At 37.6% G+C, this 15066-nt stretch carries 13 protein-coding genes; 10 read left to right on the forward strand and 3 right to left on the reverse strand.

Annotation, left to right across the window (positions count from 1 at the left end):
• Nucleotides 1–190 precede the first annotated feature (190 nt).
• Together BMX40_RS14950 and BMX40_RS14955 are read left to right on the forward strand one after the other, a co-directional pair.
• Nucleotides 191–1555, forward strand: coding sequence for an FAD-binding oxidoreductase (locus BMX40_RS14950; protein WP_090871354.1), 1365 nt, complete (start codon nucleotides 191–193; stop codon nucleotides 1553–1555).
• Nucleotides 1556–1714: 159 nt separating this feature from the next.
• Nucleotides 1715–2089, forward strand: a complete 375-nt coding sequence (locus tag BMX40_RS14955) for a DUF4870 domain-containing protein (protein ID WP_244513593.1) — start codon at nucleotides 1715–1717, stop codon at nucleotides 2087–2089.
• Between the two features lie 119 nt (nucleotides 2090–2208).
• Here the strand turns inward: BMX40_RS14955 and BMX40_RS20705 are convergent, their stop codons facing one another.
• Nucleotides 2209–4221 (reverse strand): LuxR family transcriptional regulator, encoded by a 2013-nt coding sequence (locus tag BMX40_RS20705; protein WP_090871356.1) that lies wholly within the window; start codon nucleotides 4219–4221, stop codon nucleotides 2209–2211.
• Between the two features lie 22 nt (nucleotides 4222–4243).
• Here BMX40_RS20705 and BMX40_RS20375 point away from each other — a divergent pair, with 22 nt between their 5' ends.
• Nucleotides 4244–4393 (forward strand): hypothetical protein, encoded by a 150-nt coding sequence (locus BMX40_RS20375; protein ID WP_170840816.1) that lies wholly within the window; start codon nucleotides 4244–4246, stop codon nucleotides 4391–4393.
• A gap of 65 nt (nucleotides 4394–4458) precedes the next feature.
• On the opposite strand, the gene pflA is transcribed toward BMX40_RS20375, so the two are convergent.
• Together pflA and pflB are read right to left on the reverse strand one after the other, a co-directional pair.
• Nucleotides 4459–5190 carry a pyruvate formate-lyase-activating protein gene (pflA, locus tag BMX40_RS14965; RefSeq protein ID WP_090871359.1) on the reverse strand — a complete coding sequence of 244 codons (732 nt, stop codon included), beginning with the start codon at nucleotides 5188–5190 and terminating at the stop codon, nucleotides 4459–4461.
• 76 nt (nucleotides 5191–5266) lie between these two features.
• Nucleotides 5267–7504, reverse strand: coding sequence for a formate C-acetyltransferase (gene pflB, locus BMX40_RS14970; RefSeq protein WP_090871361.1), 2238 nt, complete (start codon nucleotides 7502–7504; stop codon nucleotides 5267–5269).
• 295 nt (nucleotides 7505–7799) lie between these two features.
• Between pflB and BMX40_RS14975 the strand changes: the two genes are divergently transcribed.
• The 7 genes from BMX40_RS14975 (at nucleotide 7800) to BMX40_RS20560 (ending at nucleotide 14648) form a co-directional block, all read left to right on the forward strand.
• Nucleotides 7800–10124: a penicillin acylase family protein gene (locus BMX40_RS14975; RefSeq protein WP_090871459.1), complete on the forward strand. Its 2325-nt coding sequence runs from the start codon at nucleotides 7800–7802 to the stop codon at nucleotides 10122–10124.
• A gap of 83 nt (nucleotides 10125–10207) precedes the next feature.
• A complete protein-coding gene (locus BMX40_RS14980) occupies nucleotides 10208–10405 on the forward strand; it encodes an alpha/beta-type small acid-soluble spore protein (RefSeq protein WP_090871364.1) in 198 nt (65 codons plus the stop codon).
• 396 nt (nucleotides 10406–10801) lie between these two features.
• Nucleotides 10802–11416, forward strand: coding sequence for a hypothetical protein (locus tag BMX40_RS14985; protein ID WP_090871366.1), 615 nt, complete (start codon nucleotides 10802–10804; stop codon nucleotides 11414–11416).
• 311 nt (nucleotides 11417–11727) lie between these two features.
• Nucleotides 11728–12435, forward strand: coding sequence for a gamma-glutamyl-gamma-aminobutyrate hydrolase family protein (locus BMX40_RS14990; protein ID WP_090871368.1), 708 nt, complete (start codon nucleotides 11728–11730; stop codon nucleotides 12433–12435).
• 28 nt (nucleotides 12436–12463) lie between these two features.
• A complete protein-coding gene (locus BMX40_RS14995; protein WP_090871372.1) occupies nucleotides 12464–13414 on the forward strand; it encodes a dipeptidase in 951 nt (316 codons plus the stop codon).
• 200 nt (nucleotides 13415–13614) lie between these two features.
• On the forward strand, nucleotides 13615–14148 hold the full coding sequence (locus tag BMX40_RS15000) for a ClbS/DfsB family four-helix bundle protein (protein ID WP_090871374.1): 534 nt from the start codon (nucleotides 13615–13617) through the stop codon (nucleotides 14146–14148).
• A gap of 314 nt (nucleotides 14149–14462) precedes the next feature.
• Nucleotides 14463–14648 (forward strand): hypothetical protein, encoded by a 186-nt coding sequence (locus BMX40_RS20560; RefSeq protein ID WP_090871377.1) that lies wholly within the window; start codon nucleotides 14463–14465, stop codon nucleotides 14646–14648.
• Nucleotides 14649–15066: the final 418 nt, after the last annotated feature.

Below are 15066 nucleotides of genomic sequence, written 5' to 3' on the forward strand. Positions count from 1 at the left end.
TTGTTCAAGATGTTTTTTATATGAAAGTTTATTCTGAAAAATGTATACCAAGGTATACATTACAGCTTGAGAGTGCTGTGGTACGCTTTTAAAAGTTCATCCTTTCCTGCATATGTGTGATAAAAAAGATATGCGAGGAAGATTTAGGTTTGGCAAATTTTCTACGTTAGTGGATACGGAGGGAATAGGAATGGAATACGATGTTTCAATTGAAAAAAGTGGAAAGATTATTCTACCAAACCATGATTTATATGATGATAAAAGGAAGGTATGGAATAATCGTTTTGATCGAAGGCCGGCAGTTATTTTTGAGTGTAAGTCGGAGGCAGATGTTGTTTCAGCAGTAAATTATGCCAATGATCAAGATTTAGAGGTGTCTATTCATGGAGGAGGTCATCATCTAGCGGGAACAGCAGTTTGTGATGGTGGCGTCATGGTGGATCTATCAAACATGAATAAGGTAACAGTTGATAAGGAAAGGCAAATTGCTGTTGTAGAAGGCGGAGCAAAGCTATCTGATATTGATCATGAGACACAAAAATATGGTTTAGCAACTCCGACTGGAACTGTTTCAGAAACCGGAATTGGCGGCCTAGCACTCGGAGGAGGATTTGGCTATCTTCGCGGTAAATATGGGTTAACATGTGACAATATAAAAAGTGTGCGTATGGTTACGGCTGAAGGGGAATTACTACATGTCAATGAAGAGAATCATTCGGATTTATTTTGGGCAATTCGTGGTGGTGGAGGAAATTTTGGTGTGGTGACCAGCTTTGAATTTCAACTTCATCCAGTAGGTCCGAACGTGTTAGCTCTTGATGTGATGTACGATTACAAGGATGTTCACCAAATACTCAATCGGTTAAAAGAGTATATGATTACTGCTTCAGATGAGGTTTCTGTAAATCTAGCCATTATGCAATTGCCTCCAGCAGATTTTTTACCAGAATTTCTTCATCATAAACGGGTAATCACGCTCAGTGGGATGTATCTTGGTCAGTTGTCGCGAGAGGTGGAGGAAACGATAATTGAACCTTTGGTAAAGCTAGCAGAGCCGATTATGGATAACACTGGGATCATGCCTTATGTTCAACTTCAAAGCAAGTTGGATCCCATGGTTCCAAGAGGTGTATCGTTTGATGGAACATCTTTATTTTTCAAAGAATTAACAGACGAAGCTATCCAATTATTAACAAAAGCAATAGATGAATCAGAAGTTTCGACTATTGTACAATTATGGGCTTTACATGGTCAGATGAACCGAACTTCACCTCATGACACAGCATTTGCGATCCGAGATGCGAATTACTTATTGCTTGTGGATGGAGAAATTCCAGACGAATCGCCTGCCAAGTGTACAGAATGGATGGATTCTCTATATAAAAAGCTTGAACCTTATTCCCATAAGGGAGCCTCTTATTTGAATGGGGCCAATCTCGATCATGAGATAATGTTAAAAACCTACCGTGACAACTATAGAAGATTGGCAGATATTAAAGGGAAATACGATCCGAAAAATATATTTTGCCATAACCATAACATTGAGCCTGCGTAATGGAGGTGAAAATAGGGATGAAAAACGGTTGCACTTTTTTGAATTTTTAATCATATAAATTAGTGGAAGTGTTTTTACTAGGTAGGAGAACATTATTGCTTTCCTACCGATGAAAGGTGTAACAAACTACAAAAGCGTAGAATGTAGGAGGTGCTTTGAATGACAGAAGAAACAACGGAAGAAAAAGTGGAGGTGTCTGAGGATACATCGGCTGAGGAAGTAGATTCTGAAGACGTAAAAAGTAATAAAGGAATGGCTATTCTAGCCTATTTAGGGTTTTTATTTATTGTCCCTCTACTTGCTGCAAAGGAATCTAAATTTGCAATGTATCACACCAATCAAGGACTTGTCTTATTTATTATTGGTGTAGCTGTTTATATTGTTGGTTCGATTATCCCTGTTCTTGGCTGGTTACTCATTTTACCATTAGGGAGCCTACTTTGGTTAGTTTGGGCAGTTATCGGCATTATTAATGCTGCTAATGGAAAAGAAAAACCGCTGCCACTGATCGGCAATTTACAGATCATTAAGTAATAACATAAAGGTAAGGGAATACCTAATGCTCCCTTACCTTTATTTATCCCGTACAAGGCCCCCACGGATTGCAGAATAATGTATGAAGCTTGCTTCACTCTAAAGAATTCATGTTTCTACTATACAAACTCCATAAACTGCTTTATTAATTGTCTTCGGTTTTTAACGTTTGCTTTCTTTAAGATTCTACTAACATGTTTTTTGACAGTTATCTCTGCAATAAATAGACTTGTAGCGATTTCCTTATTATTCTTGTTTTCTAGTATAAGCTGGATAATGTCTTTTTCCCGTTCCGTTAACGATAAAGTCTCTGCAATCATTTCCAGTTTCGATTGATATGCATTGCTTTGTGTAAATTGTTTTAAATATTGATCTAGTTTTTGACCACTTACATCTAAGATATATGTTGGTGATGGAATGTCTTCTCCAAAGTCATAGGAAATAGCGTTAGGAATCTCTTGAAACCCAAGGAAGGCTAATAATTCTTGGAAAAATTGCACAGGTGTCGAAGTAATGATTTTTCCTCCTGGTAAAGTTAATGTAAATAGATTATATAATAGATAGGATTGAGCTGAGCTATCTGTGGGATCAACAAAATCGAGATGTCTAATATACCAGCCAGCATTTTCGGTCTCGGGAACACGAAAGGCTTCCATTTCTTCTTTCGATAGATGATCAAAGTAGGCCCTTGAAACAGGTTCGTTTGCTAGATGCTTTAGCGTTGTTTCATTAATAGGTACAATGATCGATATCCCAATTGCTTCTCCGTCTTTGTTTTTTAATAAACTAGTCGTTTCATATCCCATTTTTTGTACATAATCTGGTCCTAGAAATTCGGCTTCCCGCTGATTATGCTGCAGGGAAGCATAAAATTGATACGATCTACTTGAAGTTCGGTTAAAAAAATTCACGTCACTTTCGCTTAGATTCTCTTTCTTGTATGCAAAGAATTCTTGGACTTCATGGAAGTTATATGCTTCTACTGGTTCCAAGTACATTAATTGGTCGTTCATCTCTTGGAAAAATGCTGTTTGGATAAAATCGTTTCTTAAATGATAAAAGAATTGGGCAATATCATAAGGAGAACGTGTTTTAATGGTTCGATGATAATAATAATTTGCTATTTTCTCTGATAGATTGTTAAAAATTTCTGGATTACGATGTTTCATTTCAAGTTGAATAGCATCTCGGATTAGATCATGCATGGACCAACCACTATTTCTTGCTCGAATAAATGATAAGGAAATTAGTTCATTAAATTTCTCTAAGGAAACCTCCTTTTCCAGAACCGTGGACAAGCTTTGCCTGTCAAACTGATGAAAAAGCGCAGCAATATCAATTAATTGATGTAATTCTTCATTTTGTACTTCATTTAACCATCTCCCAGTTAACTCTAATAAGATGTTAGGAGTGTTTTCTGCTACTCTTTCAATTGATTGATCGCTATTAGCTAATGTTGCCATCGATAAGGTAAGCGGGTGTCCTTCGGTTAGTTGCCAAATAGCTAGAATGAGTGATTCAGCTTGAATTTGAAATTGGTTTAAATAGGTACGTGCTTGATCCAGTGTAAACTCTTTAAGCTCCATTTGTTTGGTGATTCGTCGTAGTGGTGCTGAATGATTCCATTCATTCCGTAATGGTTTTCTTCCAGCAAGTATGACCAGTATGTTTTTGGGGAGCTTTTTCATTAGAATTTGACGAAACCATCGATCTAAATCATCCATCAATTCATACGTATCAATGGAGAGGATCATACGTTCAGTTGCAGCCAATTGCTCTAAAAGGTCAATACAAGATTCTATTGAATAAGATTCAATTTGAAAGGGGAGTGGGTGTACTGTAAACTCAATCATTTGGAGTACGTATTCGGCAAAATCGGACGGGGTATGAATAAACTCTTGACTATCTAACTGTAAATATAGTATCCCCTTTTCTTCTGCTAGACGCTTATATGCTTGAAGTAAGAAGGTTTTTCCTACACCACCAATACCGTGATGGTGAAGTACCTTAAAACTAGGATCGTATTCATCAATCCACGCTTGGAAATGATTTAATTCCGCTTGTCTCCCGATAAAATAGCTTTCTTCTATACGTTTAAGAAAAGTATTTATAGGGGGTTCATTTTGATTCACAGTAAAAAACGCCTCCTCGCTAATGAAGTTAGAAAAGTTTAATAATTCTTACTTTATGATAAATGGTAACTTGTGTCAAATGGGAAAAGAATTATCTAATGAAGATGAAGACATGAAAGAGGAGGAAATCATGGAGAAAGTTCTTCATAAAGGAGATGAAGGAATAATTTAAAAATAAAACAGTCATTCATTAATCGGATGAATGACTGTTAAGTAGACTTTTACTAATTCACTAAATCAGTTATTTGCTAGAATTGCTTCCGCATTAGTGATTCTTTCTGTTGTAGGGGGTTCCGTATCCTTTAATGGATAGTCATAGCCTAATGCTTCCCACTTATAAACACCAAGCTTATGATATGGTAATACTTCGACTCTTTCAATATTAGGAAGAGTTTGGATGAAATCAGATAGGTTGATAAGGTCCTCATCAAAATCTGATTTTCCTGGTACTAGTACATGTCTAACCCATACGGGAATTTGTTTTTCCGCTAAATAAGATGCGAAATCCAAGATGTGTTCATTAGACATTCCGGTTAATGCCTTGTGTTTACTAGGATCAATCTGTTTTAAGTCTAATAGAACAAGGTCAGTTAATAAAAGAAGTTCGTCTAATAACCGTATGAAAGAAGGAGAACGTGAGAAACAACCTCCTGATGTATCAATCGTTGTGTGAATTCCATGTTTTTTGAGTTCCTTAAATAGCTCTACCAAGAATTTGGTATGCAAAAGTGGTTCACCTCCACTTATCGTGACGCCTCCACCAGTTGCTTTAAAAAATGGGAGGTAAGCTTTAATATCAGTCATCACTTCTTCAACCGTGACCTCTTTACCGTCACCCATCTTCCACGTATCTGGGTTATGGCAAAATTGGCACCGAAGCAAGCACCCTTGCATGAATAAAACATAACGGATTCCAGGACCATCAAGCGTCCCACAGGTTTCAACAGAATGAATGCGACCTTTTCTCAAAAGAATACCTCCCTTTATTATTGGTGCCAGGCACTTGTCGAATTTCCGACAAGTGCCTGGCACCTCCGAGACGGTGTTAGCGTCCTTCGTGGAATGTGCGGTTGATAACGTCTATTTGTTGTTCTCTAGTTAACTTGATAAAGTTTACAGCATAGCCAGATACTCGAATAGTTAATTGCGGGTATTTTTCCGGATGTTCCATTGCATCCAATAACGTTTCCCGTTCGAATACATTTATATCTAAATGGTGTCCGCCTTTAACTGTGTAGCCATCCAATAGTCCGACTAGGTTGGCTTTCCTTATCTCCTCATCTTTACCTAGTGCCTTTGGTACAATGGAGAATGTGTTACTTATTCCATCCAGTGAATAATCATAAGGCAGTTTGGCCACAGATGTTAAGGAAGCAAGTGCCCCTTTTGTATCACGTCCATGCATCGGATTAGCCCCAGGCGCAAATGGTTCCCCAGCTTTTCTTCCATCCGGAGTAGTACCTGTTTTCTTTCCATAAACAACATTAGATGTAATGGTTAAGATGGACTGAGTTGGCAAAGAATTACGATAGGTTTTATGCTGCTTAATCTTATTCATAAATTTCTTAACAAGGTCAACGGCAATACTGTCCACCCGATCATCATTGTTTCCGTACTTAGGAAAATCACCTTCAATTATGAAATCGACTGCATTTCCATTTTCGTTCCGGATGGCTTTTACTTTAGCAAACTTTATAGCGCTTAATGAATCTGCAACAACGGATAACCCAGCAACACCACAAGCCATTGTGCGTAATATCTCACGATCATGTAATGCCATTTCCACCCGTTCATAGCTGTATCGATCATGCATATAGTGAATAATGTTAAGCGAATTAACATACAAATCTGCTAACCAATCAAGCATTATATCGTATTTATTTGTTACTTCCTCATAATCTAGATACTCTGTCGTAATCGGTTCATAGGCTGGAGCTACTTGGATACCTAATATTTCATCTTTCCCACCATTGATAGCATATAATAATGCCTTTGCAAGGTTGGCGCGTGCTCCAAAAAATTGCATTTGCTTGCCGATTTCCATCGCTGATACACAACAAGCAATCCCGTAATCATCGCCATATACATCACGCATCACCTCATCATTCTCATATTGAATGGAGCTTGTTTTAATTGACATACTAGCACAGTACCGTTTAAATTTTTCTGGTAGTTTTTCAGACCATAGCACCGTTAAATTAGGTTCTGGGGCAGGCCCTAAGTTTGTTAAGGTATGCAAAAAGCGAAATGAATTTTTGGTAACTAGTGGAGTTCCGTCTTTCGCGATGCCGGCAATAGCTTCTGTTACCCATGTTGGATCACCACTGAATAACTCATTGTACTCAGGTGTACGTGCAAATTTGACTAGACGCAATTTCATGACAAAGTGGTCTACAAGTTCCTGTGCTTCTTCCTCAGTCATTAATCCGTTTAATATATCACGTTCCATATAAATATCTAGGAAAGTAGATACACGTCCAAGACTCATTGCAGCTCCATTTTGTTCTTTAATTGCAGCTAAATAAGCAAAGTAAAGCCATTGGAACGCTTCATATGCGTTAGTTGCAGGTTCAGAAATATCATAATCATACATCTTAGCCAATTGCTTGAGCTCCATTAGTGCGCGGATTTGTTCCATTGTTTCTTCACGATCACGGATGACATCATCTGACATGACACCATTTCCACCAATTTGAGCAAGGTCCTCCTTTTTAGCCGAAATTAACCTATCTACACCGTATAATGCAACACGTCGATAATCTCCAATAATTCGTCCACGACCGTATGCGTCTGGTAAGCCAGTTATAATTCCAGCTTTTCGAGCAAGCTTCATTTCTGGAGTATATGCATCAAATACCCCTTGATTATGTGTTTTACGATATTCCGTAAAGACATGTTCAACCTTATCATCTAATTCATACCCATATGATTCAAGGGATGCTTTTGCCATTCGAATTCCACCAAAAGGTTGAAGGGAGCGTTTGAATGGTTGATCTGTTTGAAATCCGACGACTTTTTCTTTTTCGATATTTAAATAACCAGGTCCGTGAGAAGTAATCGTTGATACAATTGATGTATCCATATTTAAAACGCCACCATTGTCACGTTCTTGCTTTGTTAATTCCATGACCTGTTCCCAAAGCTCTGTTGTATTTTTAGTAGGACCAGCTAGAAAAGATTCGTCTTCAGAATACGGAGAAAAGTTTTGCATAATGAAATCTCGAACATTAATTTCCGTTTTCCATTTCCCATCTCTAAAACCAAACCATGCAGAAGTACGCATATAAATCCCTCCAAATATAATTGTGAAATAATGAGCAAATAAAAATATAAATATAAGTTATCTATTATTAACTTAACACACTTTTTTGTTATTCATATGTGAAATTATTAACAAAATTGTGACCGATTATTTTTCTTCGTATCTTTTAAATTATTCCATTCATCAAGTCATATGATATGATAAACTTATCAGAATTTACAAACAGTTGAAGGGGAGGGAGTATTTGTTGGAAGAACCAGAATATATTCCAAAGGCAAAAGGAAAGAAGAAAAGGAATTGGAAAAAAATAAGTTTTATGATCACGGGTGGTCTACTTCTAGTCCTTGCTGTGATGTTATTTTTTGCAAACGCATACATAAATAAATCCTTACCACAAATAGAAGGAACAATTTCCTTACCAGAACTAGATAATGAGGTAACCGTATTGACAGATGATCATGGGATCCCGCATATCAAAGCGAGTAATGATCGGGATTTGTACATCGCTCAAGGTTATTTGCAGGCACAAAACCGCATGTTTCAAATGGAGCTTTCTCGTAGACAAGCATCTGGAACACTTAGTGAAGTAGTGGGGGAAGCTGTTATTGATCAAGATAAATATTTTCGAACCTTAGGTTTAAGGAGAGCCGCAGAAAAATCCTATGAAATTTATTCGGAAGATGGAAAAGAAGTATTACAATGGTTTGCTGATGGGGTGAATGCCTATATGGAAGAGGCAACTGCTTCAAATCGTTTACCAATTGAATTTCTACTAATGGGTTCGGAGCCTGCTCCTTGGACGCCAATTGACTCTCTAACCATTGGAAAGTTTATGGCCTTTGATCTTGGCGGTCATTGGGAGCGTCAGGCATTCAATTATTATGCGTTAAATAACTTGGAAGAAGAAAAAGCGCTAGAATTATTCCCATATTATCCAGAAAACAAACCAACCATTATTGGAAAAGAGGAAATTGATATTGCATCAAGCTTTGAAAATGCGGTGATTCCTCATGCTTTTAATGGTAGTAATAACTGGGTAGTAAGTGGAGAAAAAACGGAAACAGGCTTCCCTTTACTTGCTGATGATCCACATTTAGGTTTGGCTACCCCTTCGATATGGTTACAAATGCAATTGGAAACAGATGATATGAATGTAAGTGGGGTTATTTTCGCAGGAGTTCCAGGCATAATATTAGGTCACAATGATCAGATTGCTTGGGGAGTTACGAATACCGGGCCTGATGTACAGCAATTATATATAGAGGAAAGGAATCCTAATAACAAAGATGAATTTTTATTTGAAGATGATTGGGAAGAGGCAACTGTAATTGATGAACCGATTCACGTGAAGGGTGGAGAAACAATTGAATATCAGGTAGTGGAAACAAGGCATGGACCTGTGGTATCAGAATTTGCTGGGGATAGTGGAAAAGATACGGTGCTTTCGCTACGATGGACTGCGCTAGATGCAACGACCGAGTTGGAGGCAATTTTAGAGATAAACCGTGCAAAAAATTGGGAGGAATTTGAGAAGGGGTTAGAAAAGTTCCTCGTGCCTGCCCAAAATTTTGTGTTTGCCTCTAAAGACGGTACGATTGCTTACAAGGCGAATGGCAGAATTCCAATCTATCCAGATGGAGAGGATGCCTTACTTCCTCTCCCAGGTTGGGAAGCGGAACGGGAATGGAATGGTTTTATTCCATATGATAAGCTGCCGAAACTAATAAATCCAGAAAAAGGGTTCATTGCGACTGCAAATAATAAAGTAGTTGATGAAGATTATCCGTATCATATTAGTAATGTTTGGGCCCAGCCATATCGATATGAACGAATTGCCGAGGTGCTTGGTGGCGAAAATGATTTGAATGTGGAGGATATGCAAGCACTACAAATGGATACAACAAACTTACAGGCGCGAGAGTTTGTGCCATTATTCTCGGAACAATTGCAGGATGTAGAACTTGGGGAAGAGGAGAGGTTAGCTCTCGATCTGTTGGAAGAATGGGATTTTAAAGATGATGTAGGCTATGCACAACCACTTATTTTCCACCATTGGATGGATGGGATAGAAGACATTTTATATTCGGATCAAATTCCCGAATCGGTAATGGAGTTATTTGGTGCTCGTGGGCAAACAACGGATGAAATCCTAAGAAAAGCGATCCGTGGAGAGTCGTCTCTGTGGATTGAAGAAAATGGAGGAATTGAAACCGTATTACAAGTGTCACTAGAAAATACGATAGAAAACTTAGTCGAATCCTATGGACAAGAGCTAACGGCTTGGGAATGGGGTGATTATCACAAGGTACAATTTGATCACCCGTTATCGGCAGTTCATCCAGTGCTAGCATATTTCTTTAATAATGAAGATCCGATGCCAGTAGGGGGAAGTGCTGTTACTCCAATGGCAGCAGCATACAACTCAGATACGGGAGAGGTTGATCATGGAGCATCCTGGCGCTTTGCCATCGATACGAGTGATATGCGTACTGGTTATCATATTGTTGGACCGGGACAGGATGGTCATTTTAAAAGTGAATGGTATCATAATCAAATGGAAGATTGGGTGAAGGGAAATTATCATATAACCAAACTTGATGAAGAGGAAGGTGAGGTATTACGATTCCTTCCAAAAAAATAGTGTATAAAATCGCTGATCCTCCAAAAGTTAAAAAGTGAACAGTAAATTTTCTGTTCATAAATTCCCAGAAGGAGTGATCAGTTATGGCAAGAAACAATAATCAATTGTTAGTGCCAGGCGCGCAAAATGCAATGGAGCAAATGAAAGAAGAAATTGCAAATGAATTTGGTGTCCAAACAGGAGCGGACACAACTGCACGCGAAAACGGATCAGTAGGCGGCGAAATGGTTAAACGAATGATACAACAAGCCGAAGCAACAATGCGGAATGGGAATAAATAGCAAGATTTTAAAGGGACCTTTTGAGAAAGGTCCCTTTTTAAAAGCGCTATTTCTCTTTTACTTTTTCTGGGAACTAAATTTCTAGATATGTTAAAAGTAAGCATTGGATTTGACAGCAAACCATAGCAAATGAAGAAGTAGAAACATTTGTTAGTTACGACAAGTTTCCATATTGAAATGTTCAATTGGGAGAACGTACTACTTTTTCTTAAAAGATGGAACGGCAACCAGCTAACCAAAATTAAGAATGATCCCGTTTATATGATCGGTGCGCCACCATCCCACATGAACGACTCACCACCATTGAAGGAGTATTGCGCTTTTTTTATATTATAAAGGAAATTTACGAGCGAAGATCGAATTACTATATACATAGTGATGTAGGAGGTTATGAGTTTGGACGTTTGGTATGTTAGTTATGGATCAAATCTATGTGAGGATCGTTTTATGTGCTACATCAATGGGGACAGACCACCTGGTTCTGATAAACGGGAGATAGGTTGTACGGATAAGGCACCACCAAAAGTGAGTGGAGTGGCAGAAATCCCGTATCCCCTCTACTTTTCGAAGGAGAGAAGTAAATGGGGGAGTGGTGGTGTTGCGTTTATTGACCATCAGAAAAGTAAAGATGAACTGTCAATTGGTAGGAAGTATTTGATAACAGCGGAACAATTCGCGGAAGTTGTTGCCCAAGAAAATAATCGGAATGATTTAACGATTGATCTTGATGAAGTGATTGAAAATGGTTTTTCTACAATTGGATCCGGGTGGTACGGAAGAATTGTTTGTTTAGGAGAATTGAACGGTGCTCCCATGTTTACATTTACAAATAATTTACCGATGAGCGAGATGAAGTGTAACAAACCATCAGCAGCTTACTTGTCTACGATTGCTAGAGGGTTATTAGAACTAGGGTTGGATCAAGAGGATGTTATAGATTATTTCCTCAATAAACAAGGTATTTCTGGAATATTTACAAAAAAAGATCTTTACGATTATATTTGGAGTTAAAAATTAGATTTTTCCCAACATATTGTATTTAAAGAATGTTATTATTAATTTATGTTCTTATCAATTTTGTCGCAATCCTAAAGTTGATCTTGGACATGGACAGTTGTTTCCCAGGTGAACTAGTAAACAGCAATCCGATTGGATCCTCATTCCACTCGATGTCCAAAATCAATGGAACGAGAATCTCATACAATGCTGTAAAGAAGGTAATTTGTAATTAACAGAATGGGGATATGCATCCGCTAGATAGGGAGAAAGTGTCCCCAGTAGTAAGAAAAACAGTCAATTTCATATAAAAAAAGGGGGATTTGATGAAGCCATTCATTGGAATCACGTCATCAATGGAAGTAGATCAGAGTTATTATATGATTGGTTCTGATAATGTAGGGGCGATTACACGGGCAGGTGGGATGCCTGTTATGCTTCCAAATTATCAGGATATAGAGGATATCGAACAAATTGCAAATTCAATAGATGGGCTTTATGCAACAGGTGGATACGATATCGATCCGACATTATTTGGAGAGGAACCACATCCAAAGCTAGGAACGATTATTCCAGCTCGGGACTTTTTTGAAATTACCTTAATGAAAAAGCTGTTGCAAATGGGGAAACCAATCTTAGGCGTATGTCGTGGTGCTCAAACCCTTAACATCGCTGCTGGTGGAGATATGTATCAGGATATTTACGCTCAGGCAGAGGGGGCGTTATTACAGCATCAACAAAAGGCACCCAAGGAACATGGATCTCATTTTGTAGCGGTGTTGGAAGGATCGTTGCTCCATCGGTTAACTGGCGAGAAAAAACTACGTGTAAATAGTAGACACCACCAAGCCAATCGAAGTGTTGCAACAAGTTTTCAGGTGAGTGGGCAGGCGAGTGATGGAATTATTGAGGCGATCGAAAGTAAGGATCACCCATTTGCACTAGGTCTTCAGTGGCATCCAGAAAATATGGCACCTCACCAGGATGAAGCATCTATCCGGATATATGAAGGATTTATACAAGCAACACAATAAAAACGAATAAAGAAAAGAGGGGGATATCATGAAAGTAATCGATACACATTGTGATGCATTATTAAAATTGCAGTTAGCGAAGCGAGGAGAGTATTTCAATGCTTCCCCACTAAGCTTTTCTAATTCCGAGGAATTGGAGACGAATCTAGGAAATTTACAAGCAGGAAACGTAATGGTCCAGTTCTTTGCCATATTTATTTATCCGGATGTCTCCTCCGATGAAAAATGGCAGCATGCGTTGGAACAGATTGACTTGTTTTATACAGAGGTCTTAGGGAAAAATCCAGCAATGAAGCACATGAAGAGCTGGCAGGATTTTGATTCGTTAAAGGATGGAGAAATTGGTGCCGTTCTCACGTTAGAGGGAGCAGATGCATTTGGGAATGACTTAACAAAGCTTCGTCATCTGTATCGTCTTGGTGTTATGTCTATTGGGCTTACTTGGAATAATGCTAATCTTTGCGCAGATGGAGCGGGGGAACCACGTGGTGGTGGATTAACCTTGCTTGGGAAAGAAGTCGTTCAATTAAATAACGACAATTTCGTATTCACAGATGTATCCCACCTAAGTGTGAAAAGCTTTTGGGACGTGATCGAGTTAGCGAAGTATCCAATTGCAAGCCACTCGAATGTACGAGCGCTTTGCGATCATCCACGAAACCTAGATGACGAGCAAATTAGAGCGATGTTTAAAAATAATGGCTTAATCCACGTGGTTTATAATCCGCCATTTATTAATAAAGACCGCCGTGATGCAACGATTGATGACCTCGTGAAACATATCGATTATCTCTGTGAATTGGGTGGGGTAAAGCAGATCGGATTTGGCTCAGATTTCGATGGGATTGGTTGCTATGTCGATGGATTGGAAAATGCAGCAAAACATCAGAATCTAGTGAATGCGTTATTAAAACACTATTCGGAAGATGAAGTGAAAGGCTTTGCGTACAAGAACTTTTTGGAGCATCGTCCGCAGTAATTTTGGTTCTAGTGGAAATGGAATGAAAAAACGTTAAATATCATCACAACTTTATGAAAAAATGACTATTAATTTGATTATTAGTAGTCATTTTTTTTAGACGGTCGTATTCTGAAAATTTTTGTTATAATGAATACAAAGATTGAAATTGTGTTTCAGTTTGTAAATAATAAAGAACCCTATTGTTGGAGGAATTGATAGTGATAGAGAAAAATGAAAAAGAAATGCTATTATTTCATAGCGAAAAATACTTTAAATTAATGTTTGAAATAATCGAATCCGTACCAAGTAGAAAAAGAAAACTTTCTATTGAAACCGAAGAAAGAGATAAGAATTTCCGTGATGTTTTTATGCATCTGTATGAATGGCATGCAATGCTTGAAAGATGGTATAGAGAAGGGATGGATGGGGATATTCCTTCTATGCCAGCACCAGGTTATAAATGGAGGAACATTCATTTACTGAATAGGAAAATTTGGGAAAGTTATCAAGATGTAACCTTAAATCAGGCGATAAAAAAGTTGAAGCTAAGTCATAATAGGGTAATAAACCTTATTCAATTACATACCCATGAAGAAATCATGACAAAAAAATACTATAAGTGGACAAAAACAAGTAATTTATACAGCTATTTTGCGGCAAATACGTTTAAGCATTATGTATGGGCTATCAAACAATGCGAAAATATTGCTACGTGTATAAAGGAAGGAGAAGCGGAAAAGGTTTTGACATGATCCATTTAATTTAACATGATCCTTTAAGGAAATTATTCTAATAAATTTCATGCTTGGCGGTGGAGATATGGTTTATAAAGCGTCAACAATAAAAGTAGTTCAGTTTAGTTTTTTTATGTTAATTATGTTATTCATCTTTCAAAATAAGGACAGCTACCCTTGGACGTTATATTATCTAATTCCTTGTGCACTAGTTATACTGGCAACAGTTTTTATGAATTTCATATTTCTCAAATGGTATTTTAACGTTTCAAATACTTATTTTCGCATTACCTATATACAATAAAAAGGTAGATCATAAACAAATTAAAAGTATGACGTTTAAACGTGCTGGATGGGGGAAGAAATGTGTCATTATCAAAAATCATAAAGGTTTTCATTTTCGAATCATAAATTTCAAGCCTGAGCATATTTACAACGATTTAATGGATTTCGCCCAAAACTATGAAATACCGGTTTCTAAAACCAAGGATTATTTAATCTTAGAAAAACTGAAATGAATCCGTTAAAAGATTCGATATAAAAGATAAAGTAACTTTGCCAAAACATAAACTACTCTAAGTCAAAAAGCACACAGCAGTTGGTATCGTCTTTGAAAAGGAAAGTGCATCGAGGTGTTGATTATAATAGTAAAGAGATAGGAGGGGGTATAATTGCTTTATGATGACTTTCATCAATTTTTATTAAGCTTATTGATATGGTGGGGATTTTTGCTCATGTTCCAAAGATTATACAATCGTTACCCTCAGAAAAACACTTGGAAAAAAGATATTGTATTAACTTTGATTCAGAGTTTGATAGTGTTATTGATTTTACTCCCGACTTTGGCATTCATTATGAAGTAATACTACAAGTATGGAAGTGAACAATTCTTATGAAGTCCCCTTGTACCAACTTCCACTCCATTTTAAAAAGAAG

This window comes from Oceanobacillus limi (assembly GCF_900111445.1).
In the GTDB taxonomy this organism is placed as follows: domain Bacteria; phylum Bacillota; class Bacilli; order Bacillales; family Amphibacillaceae; genus Ornithinibacillus; species Ornithinibacillus limi.

What these genes read in the sequence shown, in the direction of transcription:
- BMX40_RS14950 (WP_090871354.1), top strand. Translation starts at nt 191, where the DNA reads ATGGAATACGATGTTTCAATTGAAAAAAGTGGAAAGATTATTCTACCA.
- BMX40_RS14955 (WP_244513593.1), top strand. Translation starts at nt 1,715, where the DNA reads ATGACAGAAGAAACAACGGAAGAAAAAGTGGAGGTGTCTGAGGATACA.
- BMX40_RS20375 (WP_170840816.1), top strand. Translation starts at nt 4,244, where the DNA reads ATGAAGTTAGAAAAGTTTAATAATTCTTACTTTATGATAAATGGTAAC.
- pflB (WP_090871361.1), bottom strand. Translation starts at nt 7,504, where the DNA reads ATGCGTACTTCTGCATGGTTTGGTTTTAGAGATGGGAAATGGAAAACG.
- BMX40_RS14975 (WP_090871459.1), top strand. Translation starts at nt 7,800, where the DNA reads ATGATCACGGGTGGTCTACTTCTAGTCCTTGCTGTGATGTTATTTTTT.
- BMX40_RS14980 (WP_090871364.1), top strand. Translation starts at nt 10,208, where the DNA reads ATGGCAAGAAACAATAATCAATTGTTAGTGCCAGGCGCGCAAAATGCA.
- BMX40_RS14990 (WP_090871368.1), top strand. Translation starts at nt 11,728, where the DNA reads ATGAAGCCATTCATTGGAATCACGTCATCAATGGAAGTAGATCAGAGT.
- BMX40_RS14995 (WP_090871372.1), top strand. Translation starts at nt 12,464, where the DNA reads ATGAAAGTAATCGATACACATTGTGATGCATTATTAAAATTGCAGTTA.
- BMX40_RS20560 (WP_090871377.1), top strand. Translation starts at nt 14,463, where the DNA reads ATGACGTTTAAACGTGCTGGATGGGGGAAGAAATGTGTCATTATCAAA.